Annotated in this window: 23 protein-coding genes and 1 tRNA gene; 10 read left to right on the top strand and 14 right to left on the bottom strand. The window is 71.4% G+C overall.

All coding sequences use genetic code 11. From position 1 onward, the window contains the following. The first annotated feature begins 103 nt into the window (after nucleotides 1-103). The 6 genes from EOT10_RS24855 to EOT10_RS24880 all read left to right on the top strand — a co-directional run bounded on the left by EOT10_RS24855 (nucleotide 104) and on the right by EOT10_RS24880 (nucleotide 7647). A complete protein-coding gene (locus tag EOT10_RS24855) occupies nucleotides 104-1861 on the top strand; it encodes a dolichyl-phosphate-mannose--protein mannosyltransferase (protein WP_127830554.1) in 1758 nt (585 codons plus the stop codon). 51 nt (nucleotides 1862-1912) lie between these two features. Then, nucleotides 1913-3550 carry a penicillin-binding transpeptidase domain-containing protein gene (locus EOT10_RS24860; protein WP_127830555.1) on the top strand — a complete coding sequence of 546 codons (1638 nt, stop codon included), beginning with the start codon at nucleotides 1913-1915 and terminating at the stop codon, nucleotides 3548-3550. Nucleotides 3551-3644: 94 nt separating this feature from the next. After that, a complete protein-coding gene (locus tag EOT10_RS24865; RefSeq protein ID WP_127830556.1) occupies nucleotides 3645-5312 on the top strand; it encodes a penicillin-binding transpeptidase domain-containing protein in 1668 nt (555 codons plus the stop codon). Between the two features lie 76 nt (nucleotides 5313-5388). Beyond that, entirely contained in the window at nucleotides 5389-5904 is a 516-nt protein-coding gene (locus EOT10_RS24870) for a YbaK/EbsC family protein (RefSeq protein ID WP_127830557.1), read from the top strand. Continuing rightward, nucleotides 5901-6755, top strand: a complete 855-nt coding sequence (locus EOT10_RS24875) for a DMT family transporter (protein WP_127830558.1) — start codon at nucleotides 5901-5903, stop codon at nucleotides 6753-6755. The genes EOT10_RS24870 and EOT10_RS24875 overlap by 4 nt, the downstream gene beginning before the upstream one ends. Before the next feature lie 274 nt (nucleotides 6756-7029). Next, the gene (locus EOT10_RS24880; protein WP_189492044.1) at nucleotides 7030-7647 is read left to right on the top strand and encodes a hypothetical protein; all 618 of its coding nucleotides are present in this window, start codon (nucleotides 7030-7032) and stop codon (nucleotides 7645-7647) included. On the opposite strand, the gene EOT10_RS24885 is transcribed toward EOT10_RS24880, so the two are convergent. From EOT10_RS24885 to EOT10_RS24900, 4 genes are read right to left on the bottom strand one after another with little or no spacing between them, the layout of a single operon-like run. Further along, nucleotides 7605-8765 carry a serine hydrolase domain-containing protein gene (locus EOT10_RS24885; RefSeq protein ID WP_127830559.1) on the bottom strand — a complete coding sequence of 387 codons (1161 nt, stop codon included), beginning with the start codon at nucleotides 8763-8765 and terminating at the stop codon, nucleotides 7605-7607. The two genes, EOT10_RS24880 and EOT10_RS24885, sit on opposite strands and share 43 nt — an antisense overlap. 55 nt (nucleotides 8766-8820) lie before the next feature. Continuing rightward, entirely contained in the window at nucleotides 8821-9603 is a 783-nt protein-coding gene (locus tag EOT10_RS24890; protein WP_127830560.1) for an energy-coupling factor ABC transporter ATP-binding protein, read from the bottom strand. Beyond that, a complete protein-coding gene (cbiQ, locus tag EOT10_RS24895) occupies nucleotides 9591-10352 on the bottom strand; it encodes a cobalt ECF transporter T component CbiQ (RefSeq protein WP_127830561.1) in 762 nt (253 codons plus the stop codon). Before cbiQ ends, EOT10_RS24890 begins: the two co-directional genes overlap by 13 nt. A 1-nt stretch (nucleotide 10353) precedes the next feature. Further along, a complete protein-coding gene (locus tag EOT10_RS24900) occupies nucleotides 10354-11403 on the bottom strand; it encodes an energy-coupling factor ABC transporter permease (protein WP_127830562.1) in 1050 nt (349 codons plus the stop codon). 235 nt (nucleotides 11404-11638) lie between these two features. On the opposite strand from EOT10_RS24900, the gene EOT10_RS24905 reads away from it, so the two are divergent. After that, on the top strand, nucleotides 11639-11968 hold the full coding sequence (locus EOT10_RS24905) for an SsgA family sporulation/cell division regulator (RefSeq protein WP_127830563.1): 330 nt from the start codon (nucleotides 11639-11641) through the stop codon (nucleotides 11966-11968). An 8-nt stretch (nucleotides 11969-11976) separates the two neighbouring features. On the opposite strand, the gene EOT10_RS24910 is transcribed toward EOT10_RS24905, so the two are convergent. Beyond that, nucleotides 11977-14229 (bottom strand): MMPL family transporter, encoded by a 2253-nt coding sequence (locus EOT10_RS24910; protein ID WP_127830564.1) that lies wholly within the window; start codon nucleotides 14227-14229, stop codon nucleotides 11977-11979. Nucleotides 14230-14330: 101 nt separating this feature from the next. Then, complete coding sequence (locus EOT10_RS24915) at nucleotides 14331-14921, bottom strand: TetR/AcrR family transcriptional regulator (protein ID WP_127830565.1); 591 nt, start codon at nucleotides 14919-14921, stop codon at nucleotides 14331-14333. Nucleotides 14922-15096: 175 nt separating this feature from the next. Between EOT10_RS24915 and EOT10_RS24920 the strand changes: the two genes are divergently transcribed. Then, nucleotides 15097-18426, top strand: coding sequence for a S41 family peptidase (locus EOT10_RS24920; RefSeq protein ID WP_127830566.1), 3330 nt, complete (start codon nucleotides 15097-15099; stop codon nucleotides 18424-18426). Nucleotides 18427-18628: 202 nt separating this feature from the next. Here the strand turns inward: EOT10_RS24920 and EOT10_RS24925 are convergent, their stop codons facing one another. From EOT10_RS24925 to EOT10_RS24940, 4 genes are all read right to left on the bottom strand, one after another. Further along, on the bottom strand, nucleotides 18629-18835 hold the full coding sequence (locus tag EOT10_RS24925) for a hypothetical protein (RefSeq protein ID WP_127830567.1): 207 nt from the start codon (nucleotides 18833-18835) through the stop codon (nucleotides 18629-18631). Nucleotides 18836-18950: 115 nt separating this feature from the next. After that, the gene (locus EOT10_RS24930) at nucleotides 18951-19826 is read right to left on the bottom strand and encodes an SDR family oxidoreductase (protein WP_127830568.1); all 876 of its coding nucleotides are present in this window, start codon (nucleotides 19824-19826) and stop codon (nucleotides 18951-18953) included. Further along, nucleotides 19823-20749, bottom strand: coding sequence for an alpha/beta fold hydrolase (locus EOT10_RS24935; protein ID WP_127830569.1), 927 nt, complete (start codon nucleotides 20747-20749; stop codon nucleotides 19823-19825). The genes EOT10_RS24930 and EOT10_RS24935 overlap by 4 nt, the downstream gene beginning before the upstream one ends. After that, the gene (locus EOT10_RS24940; RefSeq protein WP_127830570.1) at nucleotides 20746-22299 is read right to left on the bottom strand and encodes a flavin-containing monooxygenase; all 1554 of its coding nucleotides are present in this window, start codon (nucleotides 22297-22299) and stop codon (nucleotides 20746-20748) included. The genes EOT10_RS24935 and EOT10_RS24940 overlap by 4 nt, the downstream gene beginning before the upstream one ends. A gap of 190 nt (nucleotides 22300-22489) precedes the next feature. On the opposite strand from EOT10_RS24940, the gene EOT10_RS24945 reads away from it, so the two are divergent. Beyond that, entirely contained in the window at nucleotides 22490-23116 is a 627-nt protein-coding gene (locus EOT10_RS24945; protein ID WP_127830733.1) for a MerR family transcriptional regulator, read from the top strand. 66 nt (nucleotides 23117-23182) lie between these two features. Here the strand turns inward: EOT10_RS24945 and EOT10_RS24950 are convergent, their stop codons facing one another. Further along, the gene (locus EOT10_RS24950; protein WP_189492047.1) at nucleotides 23183-23983 is read right to left on the bottom strand and encodes an exodeoxyribonuclease III; all 801 of its coding nucleotides are present in this window, start codon (nucleotides 23981-23983) and stop codon (nucleotides 23183-23185) included. A 71-nt stretch (nucleotides 23984-24054) separates the two neighbouring features. Between EOT10_RS24950 and EOT10_RS24955 the strand changes: the two genes are divergently transcribed. Then, nucleotides 24055-24552: a GNAT family N-acetyltransferase gene (locus EOT10_RS24955; RefSeq protein WP_127830572.1), complete on the top strand. Its 498-nt coding sequence runs from the start codon at nucleotides 24055-24057 to the stop codon at nucleotides 24550-24552. Nucleotides 24553-24670: 118 nt separating this feature from the next. Here the strand turns inward: EOT10_RS24955 and EOT10_RS24960 are convergent. From EOT10_RS24960 to EOT10_RS24970, 3 genes are all read right to left on the bottom strand, one after another. Beyond that, a tRNA-Ala gene (locus EOT10_RS24960) sits at nucleotides 24671-24744 on the bottom strand. A gap of 87 nt (nucleotides 24745-24831) precedes the next feature. Continuing rightward, nucleotides 24832-26154: a divisome protein SepX/GlpR gene (sepX, locus tag EOT10_RS24965; protein ID WP_127830573.1), complete on the bottom strand. Its 1323-nt coding sequence runs from the start codon at nucleotides 26152-26154 to the stop codon at nucleotides 24832-24834. Between the two features lie 181 nt (nucleotides 26155-26335). Beyond that, nucleotides 26336-26986: a GNAT family N-acetyltransferase gene (locus tag EOT10_RS24970; protein ID WP_223281176.1), complete on the bottom strand. Its 651-nt coding sequence runs from the start codon at nucleotides 26984-26986 to the stop codon at nucleotides 26336-26338. Between the last annotated feature and the right edge of the window lie 3 nt (nucleotides 26987-26989).

Genomic DNA, 26989 nt, shown 5'->3' on the forward strand with positions numbered 1-26989 from the left:
CCGACACGTCCCGCCCCTGGGCGTCGACTGCGGCGGGCCGCCGACGGGACACGGGGAACGGCCGGACGCCCCCGCGCACAGTCGCGTTCCCTACGATGGCGCGGTGACCAGTACCGCGTCCTCGCCGTCCTCGCCCTCGACCAGCGCCCCGCCGGCCCCCGGCGAAGGGCGGCAGCCGTCGACGTGGGAGCGCCGGCTGCGGCGGTTCGGGTATCTGGCGCGGCCGAGAGCCGACGTGGGCACGCGGCTCGTGCCGCCGTACGCGCCCCCGTCGTCGCGGCTGTGGGGGACGCTCGGTCTGTCCGACGGCGCCGCACGCACCGTGACGCGCTGGTCCGGCTGGCTCGGTCCGCTCCTGGTGACGCTGGTCGCGGGCGTGATGCGGTTCTGGCATCTCGGCAGCCCGAAGGCCGTGATATTCGACGAGACGTACTACGCGAAGGACGCGTGGGCGCTGATCCACCGCGGCTTCGAGGTCAACTGGGACAAGAACGCCAACGACCTGGTCCTCAAGACGGGCGGCCATGTGCCGCTCCCGCACGACGCCGCGTACGTGGTGCATCCGCCGGTCGGCAAGTACGTGATCGGGATCGGCGAGTGGCTGTTCGGGTTCAACCCGTTCGGCTGGCGGTTCATGACGGCGGTGCTCGGGACGCTGTGCGTGCTCATGGTGTGCCGCATCGGGCGCCGCCTCTTCCGCTCGACGTTCCTGGGCTGCCTGGCCGGACTGCTGCTCGCCGTGGACGGACTCGCGTTCGTGATGAGCCGGACGGCGCTGCTCGACTCGGTCCTCGTGTTCTTCGTGGTCGCCGCGTTCGGCTGCCTGCTCGTGGACCGGGACGCGGCGCGCGGGAAGCTGGCCGCCGCGCTGCCGCGGGGCGAGGACGGCGTGCCGCGCCCCGACGCGCACATCGCCGAGACGCTGCGTCTGGGATGGCGCCCGTGGCGGCTGCTCGCCGGCCTGTGCCTGGGTCTCGCCGCGGGCACGAAGTGGAACGGCTTCATCTATCTGGCCGCGTTCGGTGTCCTCACCGTCCTGTGGGACGTCGGCGCGCGCCGCGTCGCCGGGGCGAGCCGGCCGTACGCGGCCGTGGCCAGGCGGGATCTCGGCTGGGCGTTCCTGTCGACGGTGCCGGTCGCGGTCGCCACGTACGTCCTGTCCTGGCTCGGCTGGATCCTGTCGCCGTCCGACGGGACCGGCGGCTACTTCCGCAACTGGGCGGCGACCGACGGCCGGGGCGGGTCCTGGACCTGGCTGTTCCCCGACTGGGTGCGCAGCCTGTGGCACTACGAGCACGAGGTCTACAAGTTCAACGTGGGGCTCAGCTCCCCGCACATCTACCAGTCGAACCCGTGGAGCTGGCTCGTCGACGGCAGGCCGGTCTCGTACTTCTACGAGTCCCCGCTGCCCGGCAAGGACGGCTGCCCGGCGGGCGCGGGCGACAAGTGCGCCCGTGAGGTCCTGGCGCTCGGCACCCCGCTGCTGTGGTGGGCCGCGGCGTTCGCCGTGCTGTATCTGCTGTGGCGCTGGTTCTTCCGCCGTGACTGGCGGGCGGGCGCGATCGCGTGCGGGGTCGCGGCCGGATATCTGCCGTGGTTCAACTATCAGGAACGCACGATCTTCTTCTTCTACGCGGTCGTCTTCGTCCCGTTCCTGTGTCTGGGCGTCGCGATGCTGGCCGGCGCGATCCTGGGGCCGCCGGGTTCCAGTGAGCGGCGCAGGGTGGTGGGCGCGGTGGGCGCGGGCGCGCTCGTCCTGCTGATCGTGTGGAATTTCATCTACTTCTGGCCGATCTATACCGGTCGCGCCATCCCGTTCGACTCCTGGCAGTCACGGATGTGGCTCGATACGTGGGTGTGACACCGAAGGCCGCATTAAAGTCCCTCCCGGAACCTGGGGAGGGGACGCAGCATGCGCAAGGGGGCCAAGGCGGCTGTGATCGGCGGGGTGTTCGCCATCATGGTCGGGGGCGCGGGATACGGCGCGTACAACATCGTGACGGCCGTGACGGGAGTGGGCGGATCGTCGACGGCGGGGGGTCCTGCGCCGCGCAGGACCGGGCCGCCGACGGCGGACGAGATCAAGGACGTGTCGCAGAAGTTCCTCACCGCCTGGGCGAAGGACGACCCTGACTCGGCGTCGAACTACACGAACAACGCGGAGGCGGCGCTCGCGGCGCTGACCGGCTGGCACGACGACGCGCACGTCACGCACACCACGCTGACGGCGGGCGCGCACTCGGGTGCCCGGGTCCCGTTCACGGTGAAGGCCACGGTCGCGTACGGCGGGAAGAAGAAGACCCTCGCGTACGACTCCGCCCTCACCGTTGTGCGGGGGCTCAACACCGGCCGGGCGCTTGTCGACTGGCAGGCGGCCGTCGTGCATCCGGACATGGAGCGCGGTGACACCCTCGTCACGGGCGAGGCCGAGGCCCCGCCGATCGAGGCCGTGGACCGCTCGGGGAACGTCCTGACGAAGGAGAAGTACCCCTCGCTCGGGCCGGTCCTGGACCAGTTGCGCGAGAAGTACGGGGACACGGCGGGCGGCAAGCCGGGCGTGGAGACGTACATCAAGCACGAGAACGAGGACGCGGGCTCGCGGACGCTGCTCACGCTGGCCAAGGGCACGACGGGCAAGCTGCGCACGACGCTCAGCGCGCGAGCGCAGGCGGCGGCCGAGCAGGCCGTGAAGAGCTACGCCGAGTCGTCCGTGGTGGCCGTCAAGCCGAGCACGGGCGAGGTCCTCGCGGTCGCCAACCACCGTCAGGACGACTTCAACGCCGCCTTCCTGGGCAAGCAGGCCCCCGGCTCCACGATGAAGATCATCACCGCGGCCATGCTCATCGACAACGGTGTCGCGTCGATGAACAGCCCTGCGCCCTGCCCCGACACCGCGACCTGGCAGAGCCAGACCTTCCACAACCTGCCTGGGATGAAGGCCGACGAGGGCGCCAGTCTGGCGAACAGTTTCGCGCGGTCCTGCAACACGGCGTTCGTGAAGCTCATCGACGAACAGCCGCTCACGGACGAGTCGTTGACGCGCGAGGCGCAGGACCGCTTCGGCCTGGGCCAGGCCAACTGGAAGACAGGCATCGTCTCGGCCGACGGCACGATCCCCGCGTCCGGCGGGCCCGACCGCGCGGCGGGCGCCATCGGGCAGGGCGGGGTCCAGATGAATCCGCTGAACATGGCGTCCGTCACAGCGACCGTGAAGGCGGGCGCCTTCCACCAGCCCGTGATCGTGCCGCCCTCCCTCGACGACCGGGAGCTCGCCACCGCCCGCGGGCTGCCCCCGAACACCGCCGCCCAGCTGCGGTCGATGATGCGTCTCACCGCGACGGCCGGCACCGCCGCGCAGGTCATGGCGGGTCTCGGCCCGGACATCGGCGCCAAGACCGGTTCCGCGGAGGTCACCGGCCAGACGAAGTCGAACAGCTGGTTCACCGGCTATCGCGGGGATGTCGCGGCCGCCGCGGTCACCGAGGAGGGCGGCCATGGCGGCGACGCCGCGGGCCCGATCGTGGCCGCGGTGCTACGGGCGGGTAGCTGAGGCGCCGTCGGGGGCACCTCCTCCGACGCCTTAGTCTGGGCCGTCCGCCACGAACCGAACGGCCCGGACGGACAGGACGACGACGGAGGACCCCGTGGGCAGCAGAGGCAGAAGTTCCGAGCGCAAGAAGGCGAACGCCGCCGTGATAGGCGGAGTGGTCGCCGTCGTGGTGCTCGGCGCGGGAGTCGGCGCCTACGCCCTCCTAGACAGCGGCCCGCAGCAGACGGCCACCGCCGACGACAAGCCGCACGTCAAGACGGGGCCCGTCACACAGGCCGAGGTCCGCACCGCCGCCGACCGCTTCCTGACCGCGTGGGCCGCCGGCGACACCGCGAAGGCGGCGGCCGCCACGGACGACGCCCCGGCGGCGACCGCGGCGCTCACCTCGTACTCCAAGGACGCCCATCTGACCGGCGTGAAGCTGACACCGGGCCACCGCACCGGCGCCAAGGTGCCGTTCGCCGTGTCGGCCACGGTCTCGTACGGGGGAAAGACGAAGCCGTTCGCGTACGGGTCCGAACTGACCGTGGTGCGGCGGGTGAAGGACGGCAGGCCGCTCGTCGGCTGGCAGCCGTCCGTCGTGCACCCCGACCTCAAGGAGGACGGCGACCGGCTCGTCACCGGCGAGGCCGGCAACCCGCCGATCAAGGCGACGGACCGCGCGGGCAACGAGCTGTCGACGGCCAAGTACCCCTCGCTGGCCACGGTCGTCGACGGGCTGCGCGAGAAGTACGGCAAGACGGCGGGCGGCACCGCCGGCATCGAGCTGCGCGTCGTCCACAAGGACAGCGGCAAGAAGAGCGAACACACCCCCGACAAGACGCTGGTGACCCTCTCCAAGGGCACGCCCGGCACCCTGCGGACGACCATCAGCCCCACCTCACAGGCCGTCGCCGAGCGCGAGGTCGCGGGGCGCGAGAAGGCCGCGGTCGTCGTCATCAAGCCGTCGACCGGGGAGATCCTCGCGATCGCCAACTCCCGCCCCGGCGGCTACAACACGGCCTTCCAGGGCTCCCTCGCCCCCGGCTCCACGATGAAGATCGTGACGTCGTCGATGCTCCTGGAGAAGAACCTCGCGGGCGTCGACAAGAAGCACCCCTGCCCCAAGTACGTGACGTACGGCGGCTGGAAGTTCCAGAACGACCAGAAGTTCGAGATCAAGGACGGCACCTTCCGGGCCAGCTTCGCGCGCTCCTGCAACACCGCCTTCATCAGCCAGGCGAAGAAGCTGCACGACGACGACCTGACGAAGCAGGCCCAGGAGGTCTTCGGGCTCGGCCGCGACAACTGGTCGATCGGCGTCCCCAGCTTCGACGGCGCGGTACCCGTGCAGACGCAGGCGCAGATGGCGGCCTCGCTGATCGGGCAGGGCGGCGTCCGGATGAACCCGCTCAACATGGCGTCGGTCGTCGCCACCGCCGAGACGGGTGTCTTCCGGCAGCCCTACCTGGTCTCGCCCGACGTCGACCACCGCACCCTCGCCACGGCCTCCCGCAAGCTGTCCCCCAAGACCGTGAGCGCCCTGCGCGACCTGCTGCACTACACGGCCGTTGCCGGTACGGCGGTCAAGCCGATGTCGGGCCTCGGCACGGACATGGGCGCGAAGACCGGCTCGGCGGAGGTCGACGGGCAGAAGAAGCCGAACGGCTGGTTCACGGCCTGGCGCGGCGACCTGGCGTCGGCGGCGGTCGTCCAGGCGGGCGGCCACGGCGGTGACTCGGCGGGTCCCGTGGTGCGGCAGATGCTGCTCGCCGGAAGCTGAGGGGCCTTGTCCTGACCGGCTTGCGGCCGCCGATACCTGGTCGCGTGCCGGGTACACGGACAGCTACGGTGCCGGGATGAGCACTCCGGAATCCGCCGACGACGGCGCCCAGGCCGCGCACCCCCGTTTCGCCGAGGCCCTCGCCGGCCTGGGCCTCGCCGACGTCATCCCGCTCGTCCGCCGCTTCCCGGAGGCGACCCGCACCGCGCAGGAGGCCGCCGCCGCGATCGGCTGCGAACTCAGCCAGATCTGCAAGTCGTTGATCTTCGCGGCGGACGGGGTGCCGGTCCTCGTCCTGATGGACGGCGCGTCACGCGTGGACGTGGACCTGGTCCGGCGCGAGCTGGGCGCGGAGAAGGTCACGCGTGCCAAGGCGGACGTCGTGCGCGAGACGACCGGGTACGCGATCGGCGGCATCCCGCCCTTCGGGCACCGCACCCGCACCCGCGTCCTCGCCGACCGCTCGCTCCTGGACCACGACACCGTGTGGGCCGCCGCGGGCACCCCGTACGCCGTGTTCCCCATGGACCCCAAGTCGCTGATCGCGCACGCGGGCGCGGCCCTCGTGGATGTGCGCGAGACCGATCTGTGACGCCCCTCGTCGCGGCGGCCGTCCTCCTCGCGGCGGTCACCCACGCGAGCTGGAACGCGATCGCCCACCACATCACCGACAAGCTGGTGGGCTTCACCCTGATCTCCGGCGGCGGCGCGCTGATCGGCCTCGGCCTCGCGCCCTTCGTACCGCTGCCGCACGCGGCGGCCTGGCCGTACCTGATCGCCTCCGCCCTCCTCCACGTGGCCTACTACGCCCTGCTCATGCGGTCGTTCAAGCTCGGCGACTTCGGGCAGGCCTACCCGATCGCGCGCGGCACGGCGCCCCTCGTGGTGACGGTGCTCGCGGCGCTGTTCGCGGGCGAGATCCCCGACGGCTGGCAGGCGGCGGGCATCGCGGTCTCGTGCGCGGGCCTGACGGGTCTCGCCCTGTGGGGCATACGGGGCTCGGGGCGCAGGCCCGACTGGGCGGCGATCGGCGCGGCCCTCGCCACGGGCGTCTCGATCGCGGCGTACACGGTGGTGGACGGCCTCGGCGTACGCGCCTCCGGCAACTCGCTCGGCTACATCGCGTGGCTGATGATCCTCGGCGGGCTCGGCGTGCCGGTGTACGCGGCGTGGATGTGGCGCGGCGAACTGACCGCGCGGCTAAGGCCGTTCGCGGCGGCGGGACTGCTGGGCGCGGCCCTGTCCGTGTCGGCGTACGGACTCGTTCTGTGGGCCCAGACGCGGGCGGCACTGGCACCGATCTCGGCGCTGCGCGAGTCGTCGATCATCGTGGGCGCGGCGATCGGAACGGTGTTCTTCAAGGAACGGTTCGGGGCGCCGCGGATGGTCGCGGCGGGGCTGATGGTGGCGGGGATCGGGCTGATGCTCCACGCGTCGGGATGACCCCCGTTGTCCTCAACCCGTCCGCCCATTCCTCTCAATCCGGCCGCCCATTCTTTCAACCCGGCCGCCCCATTCAGCCCGTCCGGCGTTTGAGGACCGGGGCCTGGGGCGGAGCCCCAGATCTGCGGGAAGGGGCGGGCTGGGGGAGAAGAAACCACTCGCCCCCTGAACCCCGGCGCCGACGCTACCCCGACACCCACCCAGGGCCCCCTCAGGGGCCAACCAGGGTCATTCCCCATCGAGTTGGGCCCGCACCGCGGTCACCATGGATCACATGACCCCATCACGCGGTGACTTCGTCTACGCCCCCGTCCTGTTCGGCGCCTACGGCGTGATCCGCACGCTCGACGGACTCGACGGGACGCGCGGCCCTGGCTTCGCCTGGACGGCCGGGCATCTGTGCTTCGTCGCCGGACTCGCCTTCTTCATACGGGGGTTCGTGACGATGCGGGAGCGGGCGGGGCGCGACAGGTGGTCCACGGCGGGCCTGTGGACGGCGTGCGCGGGCGCCTTCGCGTTCGCGGTGCAGTTCGGCGCCGACCTCGTCACCGGGTTCCTCGCGGCCGACCACGAGGCGATGTCCGAGCTGGTGTCGAGCTTCCAGGACGCGCCGGGCGTCACGCTCGCGTTCTACGCGGTCGGTCCTGCCCTGTTCTTCATAGGCCAGCTGCTGCTGGTGGGGCGGCTCGCGGCACTGCGGATCCTGCGCTGGTGGGCGCCCGCCCTGGTCCTGACCTGCTCCCTGCTGCCGAATGCCAACAAGGACCTGATACCGCTCGGCGCCGCCCTCCTGCTGGTCGCGTACACCCCGCTGTACCTGGGCAAGGGCGGCGGCGCGGGCAGCGGCGGCTACCCGGCGAGCGAGGAGCGCACGGCCCGTACCAGCGCCTGAGCGCGCGGGTCGGCGGTGACGCCCTTCTGCATGCCGTTCGTGACGTACCCGAAGGCGATCCCCGTCTCCGGGTCCGCGAAGCCGAGCGCGCCGCCCCGGCCGGGGTGGCCGAAGGAACCAGGTCCGAGGAGGGGGGAGGCGACGCCGTGAAGCATGTAGCCGAGTCCGAAGCGGGTCGGGACGACGAGGACGCGGTCGGGTCCCGCGGAGGCCTCTTCGCGCGCCTTGCCCATCGTCTCCGGCGTGAACAGGCGGGTGCCGCCGTCGACCTCGCCGATCAGGGACGCGTAGAAGCGGGCCAGGCCGTCCGCCGTGCCGACGCCGTTCGAGGCGGGCAGCTGGGCGGCGCGGTAGGCCGGGTCGTTCTCGTCCGGGGCGGGGTGGATGGCGCCGAAGGCGCGGCTGGTGAGGGAGTCGGGGTCGTTGTGCGCCTCGGAGACGCTCCGCTTGGGACGGGTGCGCAGGCCCCCGTTCGCCGTCGCGGGCGGCTCGACGGGGCCGACCAGGCCCGCCCGGTGGGCCTCGGCGGCGGGCAGGCCCACCCAGAGGTCGGCGCCGGCGGGGCCGGTGATGTGCTCGGCGATCCAGTCCCCGATGCGGCGGCCGGTGACGCGGCGCACGAGCTCGCCGGTGAGCCAGCTGTAGGTCTGCGCGTGGTAGCCGTGGGCGGTGCCGGGTTCCCAGGCGGGGGCCTGGGCGGCGACGGCGGCGGCGCCCCGGTCGGGGTCGGCGGCCTCGGCGGGGGTCAGCGGGTGGTCGAGCGCGGGGACACCGGCGCGGTGCGCGAGGACGTCACGGACCAGGGCCTGGTCCTTGCCGTGCTCCTTGAACTCGGGCCAGTAGGAGCCGACGGGCGCGTCCAGGTCGAGCTCGCCGCGCTGGTGCAGGAGGAGCAGCGCCGCGGCGGCGACGCCCTTCGTGGCGGAGCGCATGATCTGGGCGGTGCCCTGCTCCCAGAGGGCTCCGCCGATCACGTCGCGGGTGCCGCCCCACAGGTCGACGACCTTGTGCCCGTCGCGGTAGACCACCACGCCGGCACCGCGCTCGCCGAGCACGTCGAAGTTGCGCGCGAACGCGTCCCTGACCGGTCCGAACCCGTCGGCCACCGTTCCGTTCATGTCACTCACGATCGGTGCAACCACCATCGGTCACCGGGGGATTCCCGGAACGCCCTTATGCCGATGTGACCTTCACCGACTTCGGGTCGAAGCCGAAGGGCAGTTCCAGGCGGTGTGCGCGCATGAGGTCCTCGTCGGCGAGGAGGTCGCCGGTCGTCCCGTCGGCGGCGATCACGCCCTCGCTGAGGATCACCGAGCGGGGGCAGAGTTCGAGCGCGTACGGCAGGTCGTGCGTGACCATCAGGACGGTGACGTCCAACGAGCGCAGGATGTCGGCGAGTTCGCGCCGCGAGGCGGGGTCGAGGTTCGACGACGGCTCGTCCAGGACGAGGATCTCGGGCTCCATGACGAGGACGGTGGCGACCGCGACGCGGCGGCGCTGCCCGAAGGACAGGTGGTGCGGCGGCCGGTCGGCGAACTCGGCCATGCCGACCTGGGCCAGCGCCTTGTGGACCCGCGCTTCGAGCTCGGGCCCCTTGACCCCGGCGGCGGCGGGCCCGAAGGCGACGTCCTCCCGGACGGTCGGCATGAAGAGCTGGTCGTCGGGGTCCTGGAAGACGATGCCGACCTTGCGCCTGATCTCGGCCATGTGCCGCTTGCCGACGGGCAGGCCGGCGACCGTCACGGTGCCCGCGCCGCCGGTGAGGATGCCGTTGAGGTGCAGCACGAGGGTCGTCTTGCCCGCGCCGTTGGGCCCGAGCAGGGCGACGCGCTCGCCCCGGCCGAGGGTGAGGTCGACGCCGAAGAGGGCCTGGTGGCCGTCGGGGTAGGCGTAGGCGAGGCCGCTGACCTCCAGCGACGCGGTGGAGGATTCGGGGAAGTCAGTCACAGCACCCATCCCAGCAGACAGACGACAAGGGCGGCACAGGGGAGGGTGAGGGCGTACGACCACTGCGCGCGGGAGGCGCTCACGTCGTCGATGACGGGCATCGATCCGGCGTACCCGCGGCTGACCATGGCCAGATGCACGCGCTCACCGCGTTCGTAGGAGCGGATGAAGAGGGCGCCCGCGGACTTGGCGAGGACGCCCCAGTGCCGTACGCCGCTCGCCTCGAAGCCGCGGGACTCGCGGGCGATCTTCATGCGACGCATCTCGTCGGTGATCACGTCGCCGTAGCGGATCATGAACGACGCGATCTGGACGAGGAGGGGCGGCAGCTTGAGCCGTTGCAGGCCGAGCAGCAGTTCGCGCAGTTCGGTGGTGGAGGCGAGCAGGACGGACGCGGCGACGCCGAGGGTGCCCTTGGCGAGGACGTTCCAGGCGCCCCAAAGGCCGTTGACGCTGAGGGACATCCCGAGGACGTCGACGCGCTCGCCCTGCGCCACGAACGGCATGAGGACGGCGAACGCCACGAACGGGATCTCGATGAGGAGCCGCTTGAGGAGGAAGGCGGCCGGGACCCGGGCCGCGTACGCGACGGCCGCGAGCAGGGCCGCGTACAGGGCGAACGCCCACATCGCCTCGCGGGGCGTGGAGACGACCACGATCACGAAGCAGAGGACGGCGGCGAGTTTGGTGTGCGGCGGCAGGGTGTGCACGGGCGAGTGCCCGTGCCGGTAGAGCCTGTGCGCGTGTCCGGCGCCCATGTCAGACGGTTTCCGTGAGCTGACTCGGGGACGTGTCCGCGGTGCGGCGCCTGCGCACGACCCAGAAGACACCGCTGCCGGCGACGACGGTGACGCCGACGCCGATCACGCCGGCGAGGCCGCCGGAGAGCCGGGCGTCGCTCACGTCCTTGACGCCGTACCCGGCGAGCGGGGAGCCGTCGGAGGCGTGCTTCCGGGCCTTCGCGTCGATGCCCTTGTCGTGGGCGACCTTCTCCAGGCCGTCCGGGTGCGCGGAGGCGTAGAAGGAGACGAAGCCGGCGAGGACGAGGGACGTGACGAGGCCGGTGAGCCAGACCTTGCGCTGGGAGCCGCGGACGGCGGCGGGCGCGGGCGTCCCGGCCGCGTCGACCAGTTCGCCGCCCACGCGGAGCTTGAGGGGCCGGTTCAGGCCGCGGGCGCCGTACACGAGGTCGGGGCGGACCGCGACGACCGCGCCGACGGTCAGCGCGGTGATGACGGCCTCGCCGATGCCGATGAGGACGTGCACGCCGACCATGGCGGTGGCGACCTTGCCGATCGAGACGTCGGTGGTGCCGCCGATCGCGTAGATCAGCGTGAAGACGACGGCCGCGGCCGGCACGGAAAGCAGCGCGGCGACGAAGGAGGCGGCGGTGACGGAGCTGCGCTTGCGGGGCAGCACCTTCACGAGGACGCGGAAGACGAGGTAGGCGACGACGGTGGTGGTGATCGCCATGTCGGTGATGTTCACGCCGAGCGCGGTCAGGCCGCCGTCGGCGAAGAGCACGCCCTGCATCAGGAGCACCACGGACACACACAGGACGCCCGTATAGGGGCCGACGAGGATCGCGGCCAGGGCTCCGCCGAGGAGATGGCCGCTGGTGCCCGCCGCGACGGGGAAGTTCAGCATCTGCACGGCGAAGATGAACGCGGCGACGAGGCCGGCGAGGGGCGCGGTGCGCTCGTCGAGTTCGCGCCGTGCGCCTCGGAGGCTGACGGCCACGGCTCCCGCGGCGACGACGCCCGCCGCCGCCGAGACGGGGGCGTTGATGAATCCGTCGGGGACATGCATGGGTGAGGGCTCCGCTTCGGCACGGGACGGGCTTCCGGTGAACCGTTCGATGATAGTGCCTTGTTGCGAACTAGTTGCAACAGCGGTGCGGACACATTTAACCCACGAGCAGTTAGCCGCTCATGTGGTTTATGTGGGACATTTGATGACAGCATTCGCGTAAAGGTCACTCGCGAGAAGGCCACGAGAAGGCCATTCGCGTAAAGGTCGTTCACCTGAAGGTGAGGAGTGCCCGATGTCCGCCGTCTGGCAGAAGGCCCGCGCCCGCATCGTCACCGACTCCCCCGGCGAGCCCCCGGCCGTCCCCGCGGTCCTGAGCTACGACGGGCGCGTCCACCTCACCGTCCCCGAAGAGGGCGACTGGAGCTTCACCCGCGAGCTCCTCGAAGAGGGCCTGCGCGCCCCGACCGAAGTGGGCGACATCCGCATCTGGCCGTGCGGCCGCGTCCAGGCCGTCCTGGAGTTCCACTCGCCGAAAGGGGTGGCGGTCGTGCAGTTCGACAAGAAGACGCTGGTGCGCTTCCTCCGCCGGACGTACTCGGCCGCCACCCCGGTGGCTCACTGACCTCACGGTCACACGCGGACCAGCTCCCGGTCCCCCTCGTCGTCGGCGGCGGCGTCGTCGCCCCCGCGGGTCGCGTCCCGCAGGCCCTCGCCCTCGACGTCCACGTTCGGCAGGATCCGGTCGAGCCACTTCGGCAGCCACCACGCCCGCTTCCCGAGCAGCGCGAGGACGGCCGGCACGATCGTCATACGCACCACGAACGCGTCGAAGAACACTGCGATCGCGAGGCCGAAGCCGATCATCTTGACCATCTGCTCACTGGAGCCGATGAAGCCCGCGAAGACGGCGATCATGATGACGGCGGCGGCCGTGACCACGCGCGCCCCGTGCTTGAACCCGGTCACGACGGCCTGCGCGGGCCGCTCCCCGTGCACGTACGCCTCCCGCATGCGGGTCACCAGGAAGACCTCGTAGTCCATCGCGAGGCCGAAGACCACGCCCACCATGAAGATCGGCATCATCGACATGATCGGCCCGGTCTGCTCCACGCCGAACAGTGAGCCGAGCCAGCCCCACTGGTAGACGGCGACGACGGCGCCGAGCGCGGCGACCACCGAGAGCAGGAAGCCGAGCGCCGCCTTCAGCGGGACCAGGACCGACCGGAAGACCACCATCAGGAGCAGGAACGCGAGGCCGACGACCAGCGCCAGGTACGGCACGAGCGCGTCGTTCAGCTTCTGCGACACGTCGATGTTCATGGCGGTGGTGCCGGTGACCAGGACCTCGGCCCCGGTGTCCGCCTTGATGTCCGCGCCCTTGTCCCGGATGGCGTGGACGACGTCCTCGGTCCGCGTCGAGCTGGGCTTGTACGACGGCACGACGGTGATCGTCGCCGTGTCACCGGCCTGGTTGAACGCGGCCGGGGTGACCGTCCTGACGCCGTCGGTCGCCGCGATGTCCTTGGCGACGCGGGCCACCGCGTCCTTCGGGTCCTGCGAGTGCTTCACGTCGACGACCGCGACCAGCGGCCCGTTGAAGCCCGGCCCGAAGCCCTCGGAGAGCAGGTCGTACGCCTTGCGCTGCGTGGTGTCGGTGGGCTGGACCCCGTCGTCGGGCAGGCCCAGCTCCAGCGAGGACACCGGCACCGCCATCACACCGAGGCCGATCACGCCGGTGAGCAGCACGGCCACGGGCCGGCGCAGCACGAAGCTCGCCCAGCGCGTGCCCATGTTCGCCTTCGGCTCGGGCTTCGTATTCGTCTCAGGCTTCGTCCCGGGCTTCGCTTCGGCGGCCAGGGCCTTACGGGCCTTGCGGCCGTGGACCCGCTTACCGGCGTAACCGAGCAGGGCCGGGATCAGGGTGAGTGCGATGAGGACGGCGATGGCGACCGTACCGGCGGCCGCGACGCCCATCTTGGTCAGCATCGGGATGTTGACGACGGCGAGTCCGACGAGCGCGATGACGACGGTCAGACCGGCGAAGACCACGGCGGAGCCGGCCGTGCCGACGGCCCGTCCGGCCGCTTCCTCGCGGTCGCGGCCCTCGGCCAGCTCGGCACGGAAGCGGGAGACGATGAACAGCGCGTAGTCGATGCCGACCGCGAGGCCGATCATCATGGCCAGCGTCGAGGTCGTGGTGCCGAGGTCGAGCGCGTTCGCGAGTGCGGTGATCGACGAGACGCCGATGCCCACGCCTATCAGCGCGGTGAGCAGCGGAAGCCCGGCCGCGACGAGCGAGCCGAAGGTGATCACCAGGACGACGGCGGCGATCGCCACACCGATGATCTCGGTGGCCCCGGTCTCCGGCATGGCCTGCAGCGCGTCACCGCCGACCTCGACGGTGAGCCCGGAGTGCCGCGCCCCGTCGACGGTCTTCTGGAGCGCGTCCCGGTCTGTGTCCGTCAGCTCCATCGAGGAGACCTTGTAGGACACCGACGCGTACGCGATCGTGCCGTCCTTGCTGACGGTCCTCGCGGCATACGGGTCGGCGGCCGCGGCCACCTGCTTCGAGCCGGAGCCGAGCTCGGCGACGGTCTTGCTGACCTCGGCCTTGTTGGCCGCGGACGTGATCTTCTCGCCGGCGGGCGCCTGGAAGACGACGCGGGCGGTGGCGCCGTCGGCACTGGAGCCCGGGAATCGCTGGTCAAGCAGGTCGAAGGCCTTCTGGGCCTCGGTTCCCGGGATGGAGAAGGAACTGGACGCCGCCGTGGGCGCGGAGGCGGCGCCCACCCCCGCGAGGGTGAGCAGCGCCACCCAGATCAGGGCGACGAAGTGCCTTCGGCGGAAGGCGAGCTTGCCGAGTTTGTAGAGGAATGTGGCCACGAGGGCGTACTCCCGGTCAGGTCGTTGGGTCTTCAGGGCAGGAGGAATCAGCCCGACGACGTGAGCGGTCGCGTCAGGTGCTTGGTTTTACGGGGGTGGGGTCAGGCGCCGAGAGCGGGGAGGACCACGGCGTCGATGTACGAGGCGACGAAGGCCTGGGTGGGGGGCTGTTCGTCGATGAGGGTCCGGGCCGCGAAGGCCCCGACGATCATGTGCAGGACGTAGTCGAGGGCCGGGTTGTCCGCCCGGATCTCGCCCCGGTCGACGGCGCGCCGCAGCATGTGCCGCAGCTCCTCCATCTCGGGCTCGATCAGCAGCTCGCGAAAGGCCCGCAGGAGATCCGGGTTCGCGTGCACGGCCATGGCCAGGCCCCGCATCAGCGCGGATCCCTGAGCCATCTCGCAGTCGTTCTCGCGCAGGGCCAGTGCGTGGAAGTCGCCCCGCAGCGACCCGGTGTCGATCTCGCTGAGCCGCGACGGCTTCTGATGCCGCAGCGCCTTGACGACCAGCTCGGCCTTGCTGCCCCACTGGCGGTAGAGCGTGGCCTTGCTGGACCGGGTGCGGGCGGCGACGGCGTCCATGGTCAGGGCGTCGTAACCGACCTCGCGAAGCAGTTCGAGCACGGCGCCGTACAGCTCGGCCTCGCGCTCGGGCGTGATCCGGCTGCGGCGCGGCGTGGCGGCTTCAGCCATGGGTCACTCCTGTTCCGGTCCGGAAGTGCGTACGAAACGGTTTCGTACACCAGTACTCTACGACCGCCCTTAACGAAACGAAACCGTTTCGTACGTGGCCTGTGCCACAAGCCACGGGCGAAAACGGGGCGACCCACAAGTTGCCGGGGCCCGTGGAGCGGAAAAGCATGTGTAGGTGAGCGACGACGCGTACCTCCGGTTTCCGCATCTGCACGAGGACCGGCTCTGCTTCGAGACCGAGGACGACCTCTGGGTCGCCCCCCTCGACCAGCCGGGCCGGGCGTGGCGGATCACGGTCGACCGGACCAAGGTGAGCCACCCGCGGTTCTCGCCCGACGGCCGCCACATCGCGTACACGACCTGGCGCAGCCTCGATCCGGAGATCTACCTCATGCCGGTGGACGGCGGACCCGCCCGCCGCCTCACCTACTGGGGCAGCTCGGACACCCAGGTCCGCGGCTGGACACCGCCGGACAGGGACGGGCGGACCGTGATCCTCGCGGTGGCCTCCCACGGCCAGCCCTTCTCGTACTTCACCTGGGCCTACGACGTCCCCACCGACGGCTCGCCCGGCGGCAGGCTGCCCTGGGGCCCGGTCTCCGACATCGCCGTCGCCGACCTCGACGGCGAGCGCAAAACCCTGCTCCTGACCGGCACTCCCCCGCACGAACCGGCCGCCTGGAAGCGCTACCGGGGCGGCGCCCAGGGCCGCCTGTGGCTGCACGGCCGACAGCTCGTCGCCGACCTCGACGGACACCTGGAAGCCCCCATGTTCGTGGCGGGCCGCATCGCGTTCCTCTCCGACCACCAGGGCATCGGCAACGTGTACTCCTGCCTGCCCGACGGCTCCGACCTGCGCCGCCACTCCGACCACGACGCGTTCTACGCCCGCAACGCCTCCAGCGACGGGACCCGCATCGTCTACCAGTGCGCCGGCGACCTCTGGATCATCGACGACCTGGCCGCCGGCTCCGTGCCGCGCAAGCTGGACGTGCGCCTCGGCGGCCCGCGCGTCGGGCGCCGCCCCTACCAGGTGCCGGCCGCCCACCACGTCGACGGGCTCTCCGTCGACGAGACCGGCCGCGCCAGCGCCGTCGTCGTACGCGGCAGCCTGTACTGGCTCACGCACCGCGACGGCCCCGCCCGGACCATCGCGGACACCCCGGGCGTACGGGTCAGGCTCCCCGAGATGCTCGGCCCCGGCGGACAGGTCGCCTACGTCACCGACGCGGAGGGCGAGGACGCGGTCGAGATCTCGTACCTGCCGCGGGCGAGCGGGGAGCGCGAACCGCGCCGCCTCGCGTCCGGGCAGCTCGGCCGGGTCCTGGAGATGGTCAGCGACCCGGACGGCGAACGCCTCGCCATCGCCTCGAACGACGGCCGCCTGCTCCTCATCGACACGTCGGAGGAGGAGGAAGGGGAGGAAGGGGAAGCTGGTGAAGGGAACAAAGGAGAGGGCGAAGGCCATGAGGAAACCGCACCCGAACCCCCCTCCGCCTCCGGCGAAGTAACCGAACTGATCCGCTCCATCAACGGCCCCGTGCGCGACCTCGCGTTCTCGCCGGACGGCGCCTGGCTGACCTGGTCCCACCCCGGCATCGGGCGCTCCCTGCGCCAGATCAAGATGGCGCGCATCAAGGACCGCACGATCATCGACGTCACCAACGGCCGCTTCGAGGACGAGAACCCGGTGTTCACGCGCGACGGCCGCTACCTCGCCTTCCTGTCCTGGCGCGGCTTCGACCCGGTCTACGACGTGCACACCGGCGACCTGTCCTTCCCGCTCGGCTGCCGCCCGTACCTCGTACCCCTGTCGTCCGCGACGCCCTCGCCCTTCGCGCTTTCACCTCACGGGCGCACGGCCGCGGGCGGACTCGACCCGACGGAGGACTCGGGCGCCGACGGGGCGCCGACCGTGGAGATCGAGGGCCTGCCGGAACGTGTCGTGCCGTTCCCCGTCGCGGCGTCCAAGTACTCGGCCCTGTACCCCGTTTCGGGCGGTGGCCTCGTCTGGCTGCGCTGGCCGATCTCCGGCGCGCTCGGCGAGACGTTCGTCAACCCGGCCGACACCTCGGGCCGCCCCACCCTCGAACACTTCAACCTCACCAAGGGCAAGAAGACCGAACTGGTCACCCACCTCGACTGGTTCGCGCCCAGCGGCGACGGCACCCGGCTCGTGGTCGTCGACGAGGGCGAGCTGCGGGCCGTCCCCTCCACGGAGACCGGCGACAGCGACACCACGGTCTGGATCGACCTGCGCCGCATCCTGCACGAGGTGGACCCGGGCGCCGAGTGGCGCCAGGCGTACGACGAGGCGGGCCGGATCATCCGCGCCTACTTCTGGGACCCGAAGATGAGCGGCATCGACTGGGACGCGGTCCTCGCCCAGTACCGGCCGCTCGTCGAACGGGTCGCGTCCCCCGACGAGTTCGCCGACCTGCTGCGCGAGGTGCTCGGCGAACTGTGCACCTCGCACGCGTACGTCTCCGCCGCCCGCCGCAACGAAGGCCCGCCCCACTACCAGCGCGCCCAGGGCCTCCTCGGCGCCAACTTCGTGCACCGCGAGGGGGGTTGGCAGCTCGTCCGGGTCCTGCCCGGCGACTCGTCCGACTCCAAGGCGCGCTCGCCGCTGGCGGGCAGCGGCATCCGGGAGGGCGCCGTCCTGACCCATGTCGACGGGCGGCCGGTCGACCCGGTGGCCGGGCCGTACCCGCTGCTCGCGGGGGCGGGCGGCACGACGGTCGAGCTGACGTTCCGGCCGGCGGAGGGCGAGGGCCCGTCCCGCCGCGTCGCGGTCGTCCCCCTCATCGACGAACGGCCGCTGCGCTACCAGGACTGGGTGGCCAAACGCCGTGCGGTCGTACGGGAGTTGAGCGGCGGCAAGTGCGGCTATCTGCACATCCCCGACATGGGCGGCTCGGGCTGGGCGCAGTTCAACCGGGACGTGCGCATGGAGGTGTCACGGCCCGCGCTCATCGTCGACGTACGCGGCAACGCGGGCGGCCACATCAGCGAGCTCGTCGTCGAGAAACTCACCCGCAAGATCCTCGGCTGGGACCTGACGCGCAACGCCCAGCCCGTCTCGTACGCGTCGAACGCGCCGCGCGGCCCGGTCGTCGCCCTGGCCGACGAGGCGACCTCGTCCGACGGCGACATGATCACGGCGGCGTTCAAACTCCTCGGGCTCGGCCCCGTCGTGGGCCAGCGCACCTGGGGCGGCGTCGTCGGCATGACGGGCCGCCACACGCTGGGCGACGGCACGGTCATCACGGTCCCGATGAACGCGGCCTGGTTCCCCGAGTACGGCTGGTCCATCGAGAACAAGGGCGTGGCACCGGACATCGAGGTCCTGCGCACGCCCCTGGACTGGGCCGAGGGCCGCCACGCCCAACTCGACGACGCGGTCTACCTGGCCCTGGACCTCCTCGTAGCCTCCCCCGCCAAAACCCCCCCGGACTACACCAACACCCCCAACCACACCCGCCCCAAACTCCCTCCCCGCTAGCCCGCTCCCTCTGTGGGCAACTGGTCCGCCCCCTCCCCCACCCGCTCCCTCGCCTCCCCCTGTGGGCAACTGGTTCGCCAGGGGCGGAACGGGTGGGCACAGCCCACGCGCCGGGCGCCAACGCAAAGGGCGCGAGCCACGCAAAAAACGAGGGCCACCCGGCGTCCCGGGTGACCCTCATCCGCAAGGCTCAGCGCCAGCGTCAGGCGTCGTAGTCCTGATCGAACCGATCCTGCGCCTCCTGCGCACTCCGCTGGGCCTCATCGGACTGCGAACGCCCACGCTCGCTCATCCGGTCCTGCCCCTGCGAGGCACGCTCACTCGCCTCGTCCTTGCCTTGACCCGTCTTCTGCTTGGCCTTCTCGGCGAGCTGATCGGCCTTCTCCTGGAACTGGTCCTTCATGCCCATGCGATTTCACTCCCGTATTGGGTGAGGGGGGTTCGGGCTCGACCAGACTTACACGCCAGGACATCCCACGCATTTCGATCAATAACGCATCGTGCCCGCCTCCCGAAACCGCCGGTCAACCACCCCGTACGGACTCGTCGGCGGCGCCCCCCGCCCCCACGAGCCCGGTCGACACACTGCTCAGGCGCGGCTCGAAGCGCCGCATCTCGCGCTGCCCGACCGCCCCGATGATCCCGGGCAGATAGCCCCGGATCCCCTGCATGCCCCGCAGCCACCACTGCGCGTACACATGGCTGGAGCGCCGCTCGATACCCGCGACGATCCGGTCCACGGCCGGGCCCAGCGGATACGTCTTGTTCGACGGCCACGGCAGCCGCTGCCGCAGCTCCCGCATCACGTCGTCCTGGTCGGCGCCGCGCACCATGTCGGTGTCGGTCCACGACAGGTAACCGACCCCGACCCGCACGCCCTTGTAGCCGACCTCGGCACGCAGGCTGTGCGCGTACGCCTCCACGCCCGACTTGGACGCGCAGTACGCGGTCATCATGGGCGCCGGGGTGATCGCGGCGAGGGACGCGATCTGGAGCAGGTAGCCGCGGCTCTCCATCAGCACCGGCAGGAACGCTCGCGCCGTGACCGCCGACCCGATCAGGTTGACCTCGATGACCCGCCGCCAGGCGACGGGGTCCGACTCGACGAAGGGGCCGCCGTTGGCCACCCCGGCGTTCGCGACGACGATGTCGACCTTGCCGAAGCGCTGCTTGACCTCCTCGGCGACCTGCGCCATCGCCACATGGTCGGTGACGTCGGCGTGCCAGAAGTCGCTGTCCGTGTCGAGGCGTTCGGAGACCGCCTTCAGCTCGTCCGGCTCCAGACCGACCAGCGCGATCTTCGCGCCGCGCGCCGCCAGCTTGCGCGCGAGGAGCTCCCCGACGCCGCGCGCGGCGCCCGTGACGACCGCGACCTGTCCTTCGAGACTGACCCTGCTCATGCGGATGCCGCTCCCTTCATCTCCACGTGGTTCGCGGACAGTTCACGTATGCGCTCGGTGACGAGCTCCGGCGCCTCGACGGGCGTCATGTGCCCGAGGCCGGTGAGTTCGGTGAGCCCCACGCACTTGGGCAGTGTCGCGGCCAGGCGCCGGGCGTGCACCACGGGCGTGAGCCGGTCGGCGGTACCGGCGACGACCGCCGTGGGCACCGTCAACGCGGCGACTCCCTCGTCGAGTTCGAGCTCGGCGAGGACGTGCGACCAGTGGTACCGCACCTTGGTCGGGCAGGCGTGCACGATCCGCGCACACGCCTCGACCTTGTCCGGCGCAGAGCCGGGGCCCATGGTCGCGTAGCGCAGGACCTTCTTGCCGAGGGGCGTGACGGGTCCGAGCGGTGCCCGCGCGCCGAGCACGGCGGTGGTGATCCGGGTGCGCAGGCGCCCCGCCCGCAGCGGCAGCACCGTCGACTCGGCGACGAGCCGCGAACTGCCCGTGCTGCACAGCAGGACAGCCGCCGCGTGCTCACGGAACGCCGGCCGCCGCGAGGCCGCCATCATCGTCATGCCGCCCATGGAGTGCCCGGCGAGCACGGCCTTCTCCCCCGGCGCGAGCGTCGCCGCGAGCACCGCCTCCAGGTCGTCCGCGAGCATGTCCGTCGAGTACGGGGCCTGCCCCGCGGGGCTGCGGCCGTGCCCGCGCTGGTCGTACGCGACGACCCGGTGGTCGGCGGCAAGGGAGCGTATCTGCGCCGCCCAGAACGCCGTCGAACACGTCCACCCGTGCGCGAGCACCACCGCGGGCGCACCCTCGGGTCCGTGCACCTCCACGTGCAGCCGCGCCCCGTCGGCGGAGACCGCCGTCAGCTCCCGCGCCGCGACCGGCGGCGCATAAGGCCCACTCGTCACATGCATCAACCGGCTCATGCCGCTCCCGCCTCCACCTTGTCGCCCCGGCCCTTCTTCGTACGTGCCTTCGCCACCGCGGCCGGCTTGGCCGCCGCCGCCCTGACCACCTCGTACTCGCCGAGGTCGACGCGGCGCGTGGCGGACCGGAACTCGGTCGTCGTGCCCGGCCACAGCGTCGTGTTCACGCCGTTGTCGTCGAGGTACCAGCTGCTGCAGCCGCCGGAGCTCCACACCGTGCGCTCCATCCGGTCCTGCACACGGCGGTTCCAGCCGTTCACCGCGGAGACGCGCGGGTTCAGCGCGACCCGGCCGCCGAGCACGTCCAACTGGCGCATGTAGTCGGCCAGATAGTTCAGCTGCGACTCGATCATGAGGATCATCGAGGAGTTGCCGAGACCGGTGTTCGGGCCGATCACGGTCATGAAGTTCGGGAACCCGGCCGCCGTCGCGCCGCGCAGCGACTTCATGCCGTCCTTCCAGGAGTCCATGAGCGTGTGGCCCTCGGGACCCACGACCCGGTCCGCGATCGGCATGTCCGTGACGTGGAAGCCGGTGCTGAAGACGATCGCGTCGACTTCGACCTCGCTGCCGTCCGAGCCGACCAGCGTGGAGCCGCGGATCTCGCTGAGGCCGGCGGCCACGACGTCGACATTCGGCTGCGCGAGCGCCGGGTAGTAGGCGTTGGACAGCAGGATGCGCTTGCAGCCGATGCGGTAGTCCGGGGTGAGCTTGGCGCGCAGGGCCGGGTCCTTGATGGACCGGTGGATGTTGCGCTTGGCCAGCTGCTCGACGAGGCCCAGCTCGTTCGGCCGCTTCGTGAACGCCTGCACCTGGAGCTCACGGATGCCCCACAGCAGGCCGCGCCTGGCCTGCGTGGTGAACGGCAGCTGGCGGTGCAGCCAGCGCTCGGCGCCCGTGATGGCGCGGTCGGCGCGCGGCATGACCCACGGCGGGGTGCGCTGGAACAGCGTCAGCTGCGCCACGTCCCGCTGGATGGCCGGGACGATCTGGATGGCCGAGGCGCCGGTGCCGATCACTGCGACGCGCTTGCCGCGCAGGTCGTAGTCGTGGTCCCAGCGCGCCGAGTGGAACACCTTGCCGGGGAAGGCGTCGAGGCCCTTGATGTCCGGCATCTTCGGGTCGGACAGCGGCCCGGTCGCCGAGACGACGACGTCGGCGGTGAGCGTCCCCTGCGACGTCTCGACCACCCACCACAGCTTCTCGGCGTCCCAGCGCGCCTGCTTCACCTCGTGGTCGAAGCGGATGTGCGGGCGCAGCCGGAAGGTGTCGGCGACGCCCTCCAGGTACTCGCGGATGTGCTCCTGGCCGGAGAAGGTGCGCGGCCAGTCGGCGTTGGGCGCGAAGGAGAAGGAGTAGAGGTGGGAGGGCACGTCGCACGCGCATCCCGGGTAGCTGTTGTCGCGCCAGGTGCCGCCGACGGCGCCCGCCCGCTCCAGGATCACGAAGTCGGTGATGCCTTCGCGCCGCAGTCGGACCGCGGCCCCGAGGCCGCCGAAACCGGACCCGATCACCGCCACCCGTACGTGCTCATGCTCGTGCTCAGTCATCCCGGCGCCTCCCTAGCCCTGCGACCCTGCCAGTGAACACTGGCGCAATGGGGAGACTAGAGCAGCTCCGTACTCATGGGTAGGGGTCGAGACCATCAAAGTTACTGGCGGTACAACATAGGCTTCCCCCGTGGCGAAGGAAGCAGTGAGAAACGCACCGGCGAAGGACACCGGCCCCCGCGAGTTCCGCATGGAGGAGCTCGCCCGGGAGGCCGGCATCACCGTGCGCACCCTGCGCTTCTACCGCGAACGCAAGCTCATCCCGCCCCCGCGCCGCGAGGGCCGCATCGCCTGGTACGACGAGAGCCACCTGGCCCGCCTGCGCACCATCGCCGCCCTCCTGGAGCGCGGCCACACCCTGAGCGGCATCGCGGAACTCTCCGAGGCCTTCGACCGCGGCCGCGACGTCGGCGAACTCCTCGGCCTCGGCGAACCCTCCGAGGAGACCCCCGTCCGCCTCACCCCCGAGGAACTCGCCGACTACTTCGCCGGCCAGGTCACCCCCGAGAACCTCGAAGCCGCGATGGACCTCGGCTACGTCGGCGTCGACGGCGAGGAGATCGTCCACGTCAGCCGCCGCCTGCTCGACGTGTCTGCCGCCCTCGTCCGCGAGGGCGTCCCGCTCGCCGACGTCCTCTCCGCCGCCAAACGCGTGCGCGCCCACGCGGAGGACCTCGCCGAACTCTTCACGGACCTGGTCCTCTCCCACGCCACAGAAAAGGACCTCCAGCGCCTGCGCCCACTCGCCAAGAACGTGGTCGAGGCCGAACTGTCACTGGCCCTGGACCGCAGGCTGGCCAGGAAACCGGCCAACTGACCGCGTCGCCCACCACGCCTCACCGAGCCGAGCCGAGCCGATCCGAGCCCGCCACGCCCGAAGGGCCTACTCGTAGACGACCGTCACCGGCGCGTGGTCCGACCACCGCTCGTCATGCGTGGCGGCCCGCTCGACGAATCCCTTGACCGCCCGCGCCGCGAGCCCGGGCGTCGCGAGCTGGTAGTCGATCCTCCACCCGGAATCGTTGTCGAACGCACGCCCGCGGTAGGACCACCACGAATACGGGCCCTCCTCGTCCGGGTGCAGGCTGCGGACCACGTCGACGTAGCCGCCGTCGGACTCGTCGAGGACCTGGCCGAACCACTCCCGCTCCTCGGGGAGGAATCCGGAGTTCTTCTTGTTGGACTTCCAGTTCTTGAGGTCGGCCTCCTGGTGGGCGATGTTCCAGTCGCCGCACACGACCACCTCGCGACCCTCGGCGGCGGCGCGCTCGCGCAGCCCCTTCAGGTAGGCCAGGAACTCGCCCATGAAGCGGATCTTCTCGTCCTGGCGCTCGGTGCCGACCTCGCCGGACGGCAGGTAGAGGCTGGCGACGACGACGCCGGGCAGGTCGACCTCCACGTACCGGCCGGTCCCGTCGAACTCCTCGGAGCCGAAGCCGATCTGCACCCGATCCGGCGCGCGGCGCGTGTAGACCGAGACGCCGGCCCGCCCCTTCGCGCTGGACGGGGCGTGGACGACGTGCCACCCCTCGGGCTCGCGCACCTCGTCGGGCATCTGCTTCGCCTCGGCCCGTACTTCCTGGAGGCACAGGACATCCGCGGAGGTCCCGGCCAGCCACTCCACGAAGCCCTTCTTGGCGGCGGCCCGCACGCCGTTCACGTTCACAGTCGTCACAGTCAGCATCCCGGCACGATACCGGCACACTTAAACGGACAGCCTCGATCCCCACTCGGCATAGAGATACGATACTTCGCATGACTATTCAGCCCATGGCCCCCACCCTGCACCGCGTCTCCTTCGGCCACCCCGACGCGGTCCGGCTCAACGACCGCGTCCAGCTCGAATACGCCGAGCGCTACGGGGACGAGGGCGACGCCACCCCGCTCGACCCGACGATGTTCGACGCCCCGCGCGGCCTCTACCTGATCGCGTACGACGACGCGGGCACCCCGCTCGCCACCGGCGGCTGGCGCGCGCAGGAGCGGAACGACGAGGGATACGCGGACGGTGACGCCGAGCTGAAGAGGATGTACGTCACACCGGAGGCCCGTGGGCTCGGGCTCGCCCGCCGCATACTCGCGGCCCTGGAGGAGGACGCCCGCACCACCGGCCGCACCCGCATGGTCCTGGAGACCGGCACCAAGCAGCCGGAGGCCATCTCCCTCTACACGTCGAGCGGGTACGCGCCCTGCGGCAAGTTCGGCCACTACCGGTTCTCGGACCTGAGCCGGTGCTTCGCCAAGGCCCTGTGACGCGCGGCACATCGAAGTGCGGGTCAGAAGTGCGGGCCACGAGCGGGCCATGAACGGCCCCATGAGTGGGAAAGGCAAGAGCCCCACCGGACGAATCCGGTGGGGCTCTTAATTGCGGTGGACCTGTGGGGATTTGAACCCCAGACCCCCTCGATGCGAACGAGGTGCGCTACCAGACTGCGCCACAGGCCCTTGCAACGAGTGAAACTCTAGCATCCCGATCGGGGTGCTCGGAAATCCGGTCCTGGCTGGTCAGCCAGGGTGGCCCCGAACGGAGTCTCACTCATTGGCCGCGCGGGGCCGGCCGCCGCCGTCGTCGTACTGGTCGAAGAGCGGAGTGCGGCCGCGCTCACGGGAGCGGCGGGCGGAGGCGGCCCGACGGGCGTCACAGCGCTCGCCCCCGGCTTCCCCGCTCTCCCCCGCCTCTTCCGGCTCCCCCGCCGCCGCGGACTCCGCCGGCGCTTCACCCGCGTACGCGTCCTGCTCCGGCTGCGCGCCGCCCACCGTGCCGGAGCGCGCCGAGCTCCACGCGTCGGGGGCGCCCAGGTCGACACTGCCCGAGGCGCGCGGGGCGACCGGGGCGGTGACATAGGTCGGCAGCGGTACGGGGACCGGGTCCCAGCTGTCGCCGCGGCCGGGGCCGCGCTGCCGCTCGCGCTGCTGGTCGACCCATTCGGCGTGGTCGGTCTGCTCGACGAGCGCGCGCCGGTCGGCGGCCAGCGCCTCCAGGCCGGGGTCGGTCCCGACCGCTGGGACGGGGCCCTCTTCGGCTTCCTCCACCGCGCCGCGGCCCGTGGTGGGCTGGCGCCTGCGGGGCTGCCGTTCACGCAGCCGCTGCGCCGCGACCTCGGCCTGGCGCCGGTCCATCGTGTACGCGAAGCGGCGTCGCTCCTGCGTGCGCAGATAGACGATGTACGAGCTGAGCAGCACGGCGGGCACGGCGGGCGCCCACAGGAACGCGAGGCCGCCCACGGCGGCGACGACGGCGCCGGCCGTGAAGGCGAGGAACAGCATGACCGTCGTACGGCGCCTGCGCGCAAGCACCTTGGTGCGGCGGGCGCGGGCGGCGGCGTCGGCGGAGACGGCCTGCCGCTCGGCCGCGGTCCGGTCGGACGGGTGCCGCTCCGCCGTGGACCGGCCGTTCGTGTGCGGGCCGTCGGGTGTCCGGTCGGGGGACAACCCGTCGCTGACGGTCCGGGCGGTGACCTGACGGTCGGGGGTCTGCCGGGCGGGCGAAGTCCTGGGCTGGGGCCGGGACTCCGGGCGCGGCTCGGAGCCGGGGCGCCGCTCGCGCTGGGCATCCCGGTTCTCGTATCCGCGCTCACCTCGGAGCGGAGGCGCGGCGAAGGCCCGGACGTCCACCGAGTCGGTGATCTCGTCCGGGTCGCCGCGCTGCTCCTCCCCTTCGGGCGAGCGCGCCTGCAGGTCCTTGGCGTATCGGCGCTCCATGCCCGCCCGTCCGGACAACAGCCGGATGGCGGTGCTGAAGCGTTCCGTCGGACGGGCCTCGTTCAGCTCGTCCTGCCTACGGAGCCACATCGGCACCAAGTAGGCGGCCCAGGCCCCGACGATGACTGCGTAGATGAGGCCGCTGCTGCTCACGTCTCACACGGTAGAGGGGTTTGCGCGGGGCCATCCGCCAATTGAGCCGGTGTGTCGCACGATCTGGCTGATATTTCGAGCTTTTTTTACGACTGAGGCAGCAACACGCCGTCCGCCGAGCGAAATTAATGCCTCCGGCGGACGATCCCGATCGCTCAGGGATCAATTTCGAACACTTATTTTATTTGGGCGGTGTTCCGGGCCGGTCCACGGTGTTCGCTCCGCCCGGACCAGCGGTGTTGTCACCACGCTTACGACGCCAGCGGCTCAGCAGGCCTTCCGGGACCTCCTCCGCGGTGAGCGCGAAGACGAGATGGTCGCGCCAGCCGCCGTCGATGTGAAGATAGCGTGGACGCAGGCCTTCCTCGCGGAATCCGAGTTTCTCGACGACCCTGCGGCTCGGCCCGTTCTCCGGGCGAATACAGACCTCGATGCGGTGCAGACCCACGGTGCGGAAGCAGTGGTCGACCGCGAGCGCCACCGCCGTCGGCATCACTCCGCGCCCCGCCACCGACTGGTCGACCCAGTAGCCGACATGCCCCGAGCACATCGAGCCCCAGGTGATCCCGGCGACCGTCAACTGCCCCACCAGACGGCCCTGGTACTCGATGACGAAGGGCAGCATGCGCCCCGCGCTCGCCTCGGCCCGCAGATGGCGCACCATCTGACGGTAGGTCGGACGGTGGGCGATGGGGCCGCTGGGCGTGGGGGGCGGGATGGTGGCTTCCCAGGGGCGCAGCCAGTCGCGGTTGCGGCGGTTGACCTCCCGCCAGGCGCGCTGGTCGCGCAGCTTTATCGGGCGCAGAGTGACGTCACCGTCCGTCAGCTCCACCGG

It is taken from the genome of Streptomyces antnestii, assembly GCF_004005495.1.
Classification (GTDB): domain Bacteria; phylum Actinomycetota; class Actinomycetes; order Streptomycetales; family Streptomycetaceae; genus Streptomyces; species Streptomyces antnestii.

Coding starts and splice junctions, on each gene's coding strand:
- EOT10_RS24860 (WP_127830555.1), top strand. CDS start 1,913: ATGCGCAAGGGGGCCAAGGCGGCTGTGATCGGCGGGGTGTTCGCCATC.
- EOT10_RS24870 (WP_127830557.1), top strand. CDS start 5,389: ATGAGCACTCCGGAATCCGCCGACGACGGCGCCCAGGCCGCGCACCCC.
- EOT10_RS24880 (WP_189492044.1), top strand. CDS start 7,030: ATGACCCCATCACGCGGTGACTTCGTCTACGCCCCCGTCCTGTTCGGC.
- EOT10_RS24885 (WP_127830559.1), bottom strand. CDS start 8,765: ATGAACGGAACGGTGGCCGACGGGTTCGGACCGGTCAGGGACGCGTTC.
- EOT10_RS24890 (WP_127830560.1), bottom strand. CDS start 9,603: ATGGGTGCTGTGACTGACTTCCCCGAATCCTCCACCGCGTCGCTGGAG.
- cbiQ (WP_127830561.1), bottom strand. CDS start 10,352: ATGGGCGCCGGACACGCGCACAGGCTCTACCGGCACGGGCACTCGCCC.
- EOT10_RS24900 (WP_127830562.1), bottom strand. CDS start 11,403: ATGCATGTCCCCGACGGATTCATCAACGCCCCCGTCTCGGCGGCGGCG.
- EOT10_RS24905 (WP_127830563.1), top strand. CDS start 11,639: ATGTCCGCCGTCTGGCAGAAGGCCCGCGCCCGCATCGTCACCGACTCC.
- EOT10_RS24915 (WP_127830565.1), bottom strand. CDS start 14,921: ATGGCTGAAGCCGCCACGCCGCGCCGCAGCCGGATCACGCCCGAGCGC.
- EOT10_RS24925 (WP_127830567.1), bottom strand. CDS start 18,835: ATGGGCATGAAGGACCAGTTCCAGGAGAAGGCCGATCAGCTCGCCGAG.
- EOT10_RS24930 (WP_127830568.1), bottom strand. CDS start 19,826: ATGAGCAGGGTCAGTCTCGAAGGACAGGTCGCGGTCGTCACGGGCGCC.
- EOT10_RS24935 (WP_127830569.1), bottom strand. CDS start 20,749: ATGAGCCGGTTGATGCATGTGACGAGTGGGCCTTATGCGCCGCCGGTC.
- EOT10_RS24940 (WP_127830570.1), bottom strand. CDS start 22,299: ATGACTGAGCACGAGCATGAGCACGTACGGGTGGCGGTGATCGGGTCC.
- EOT10_RS24945 (WP_127830733.1), top strand. CDS start 22,490: ATGGAGGAGCTCGCCCGGGAGGCCGGCATCACCGTGCGCACCCTGCGC.
- EOT10_RS24950 (WP_189492047.1), bottom strand. CDS start 23,983: ATGCTGACTGTGACGACTGTGAACGTGAACGGCGTGCGGGCCGCCGCC.
- EOT10_RS24955 (WP_127830572.1), top strand. CDS start 24,055: ATGACTATTCAGCCCATGGCCCCCACCCTGCACCGCGTCTCCTTCGGC.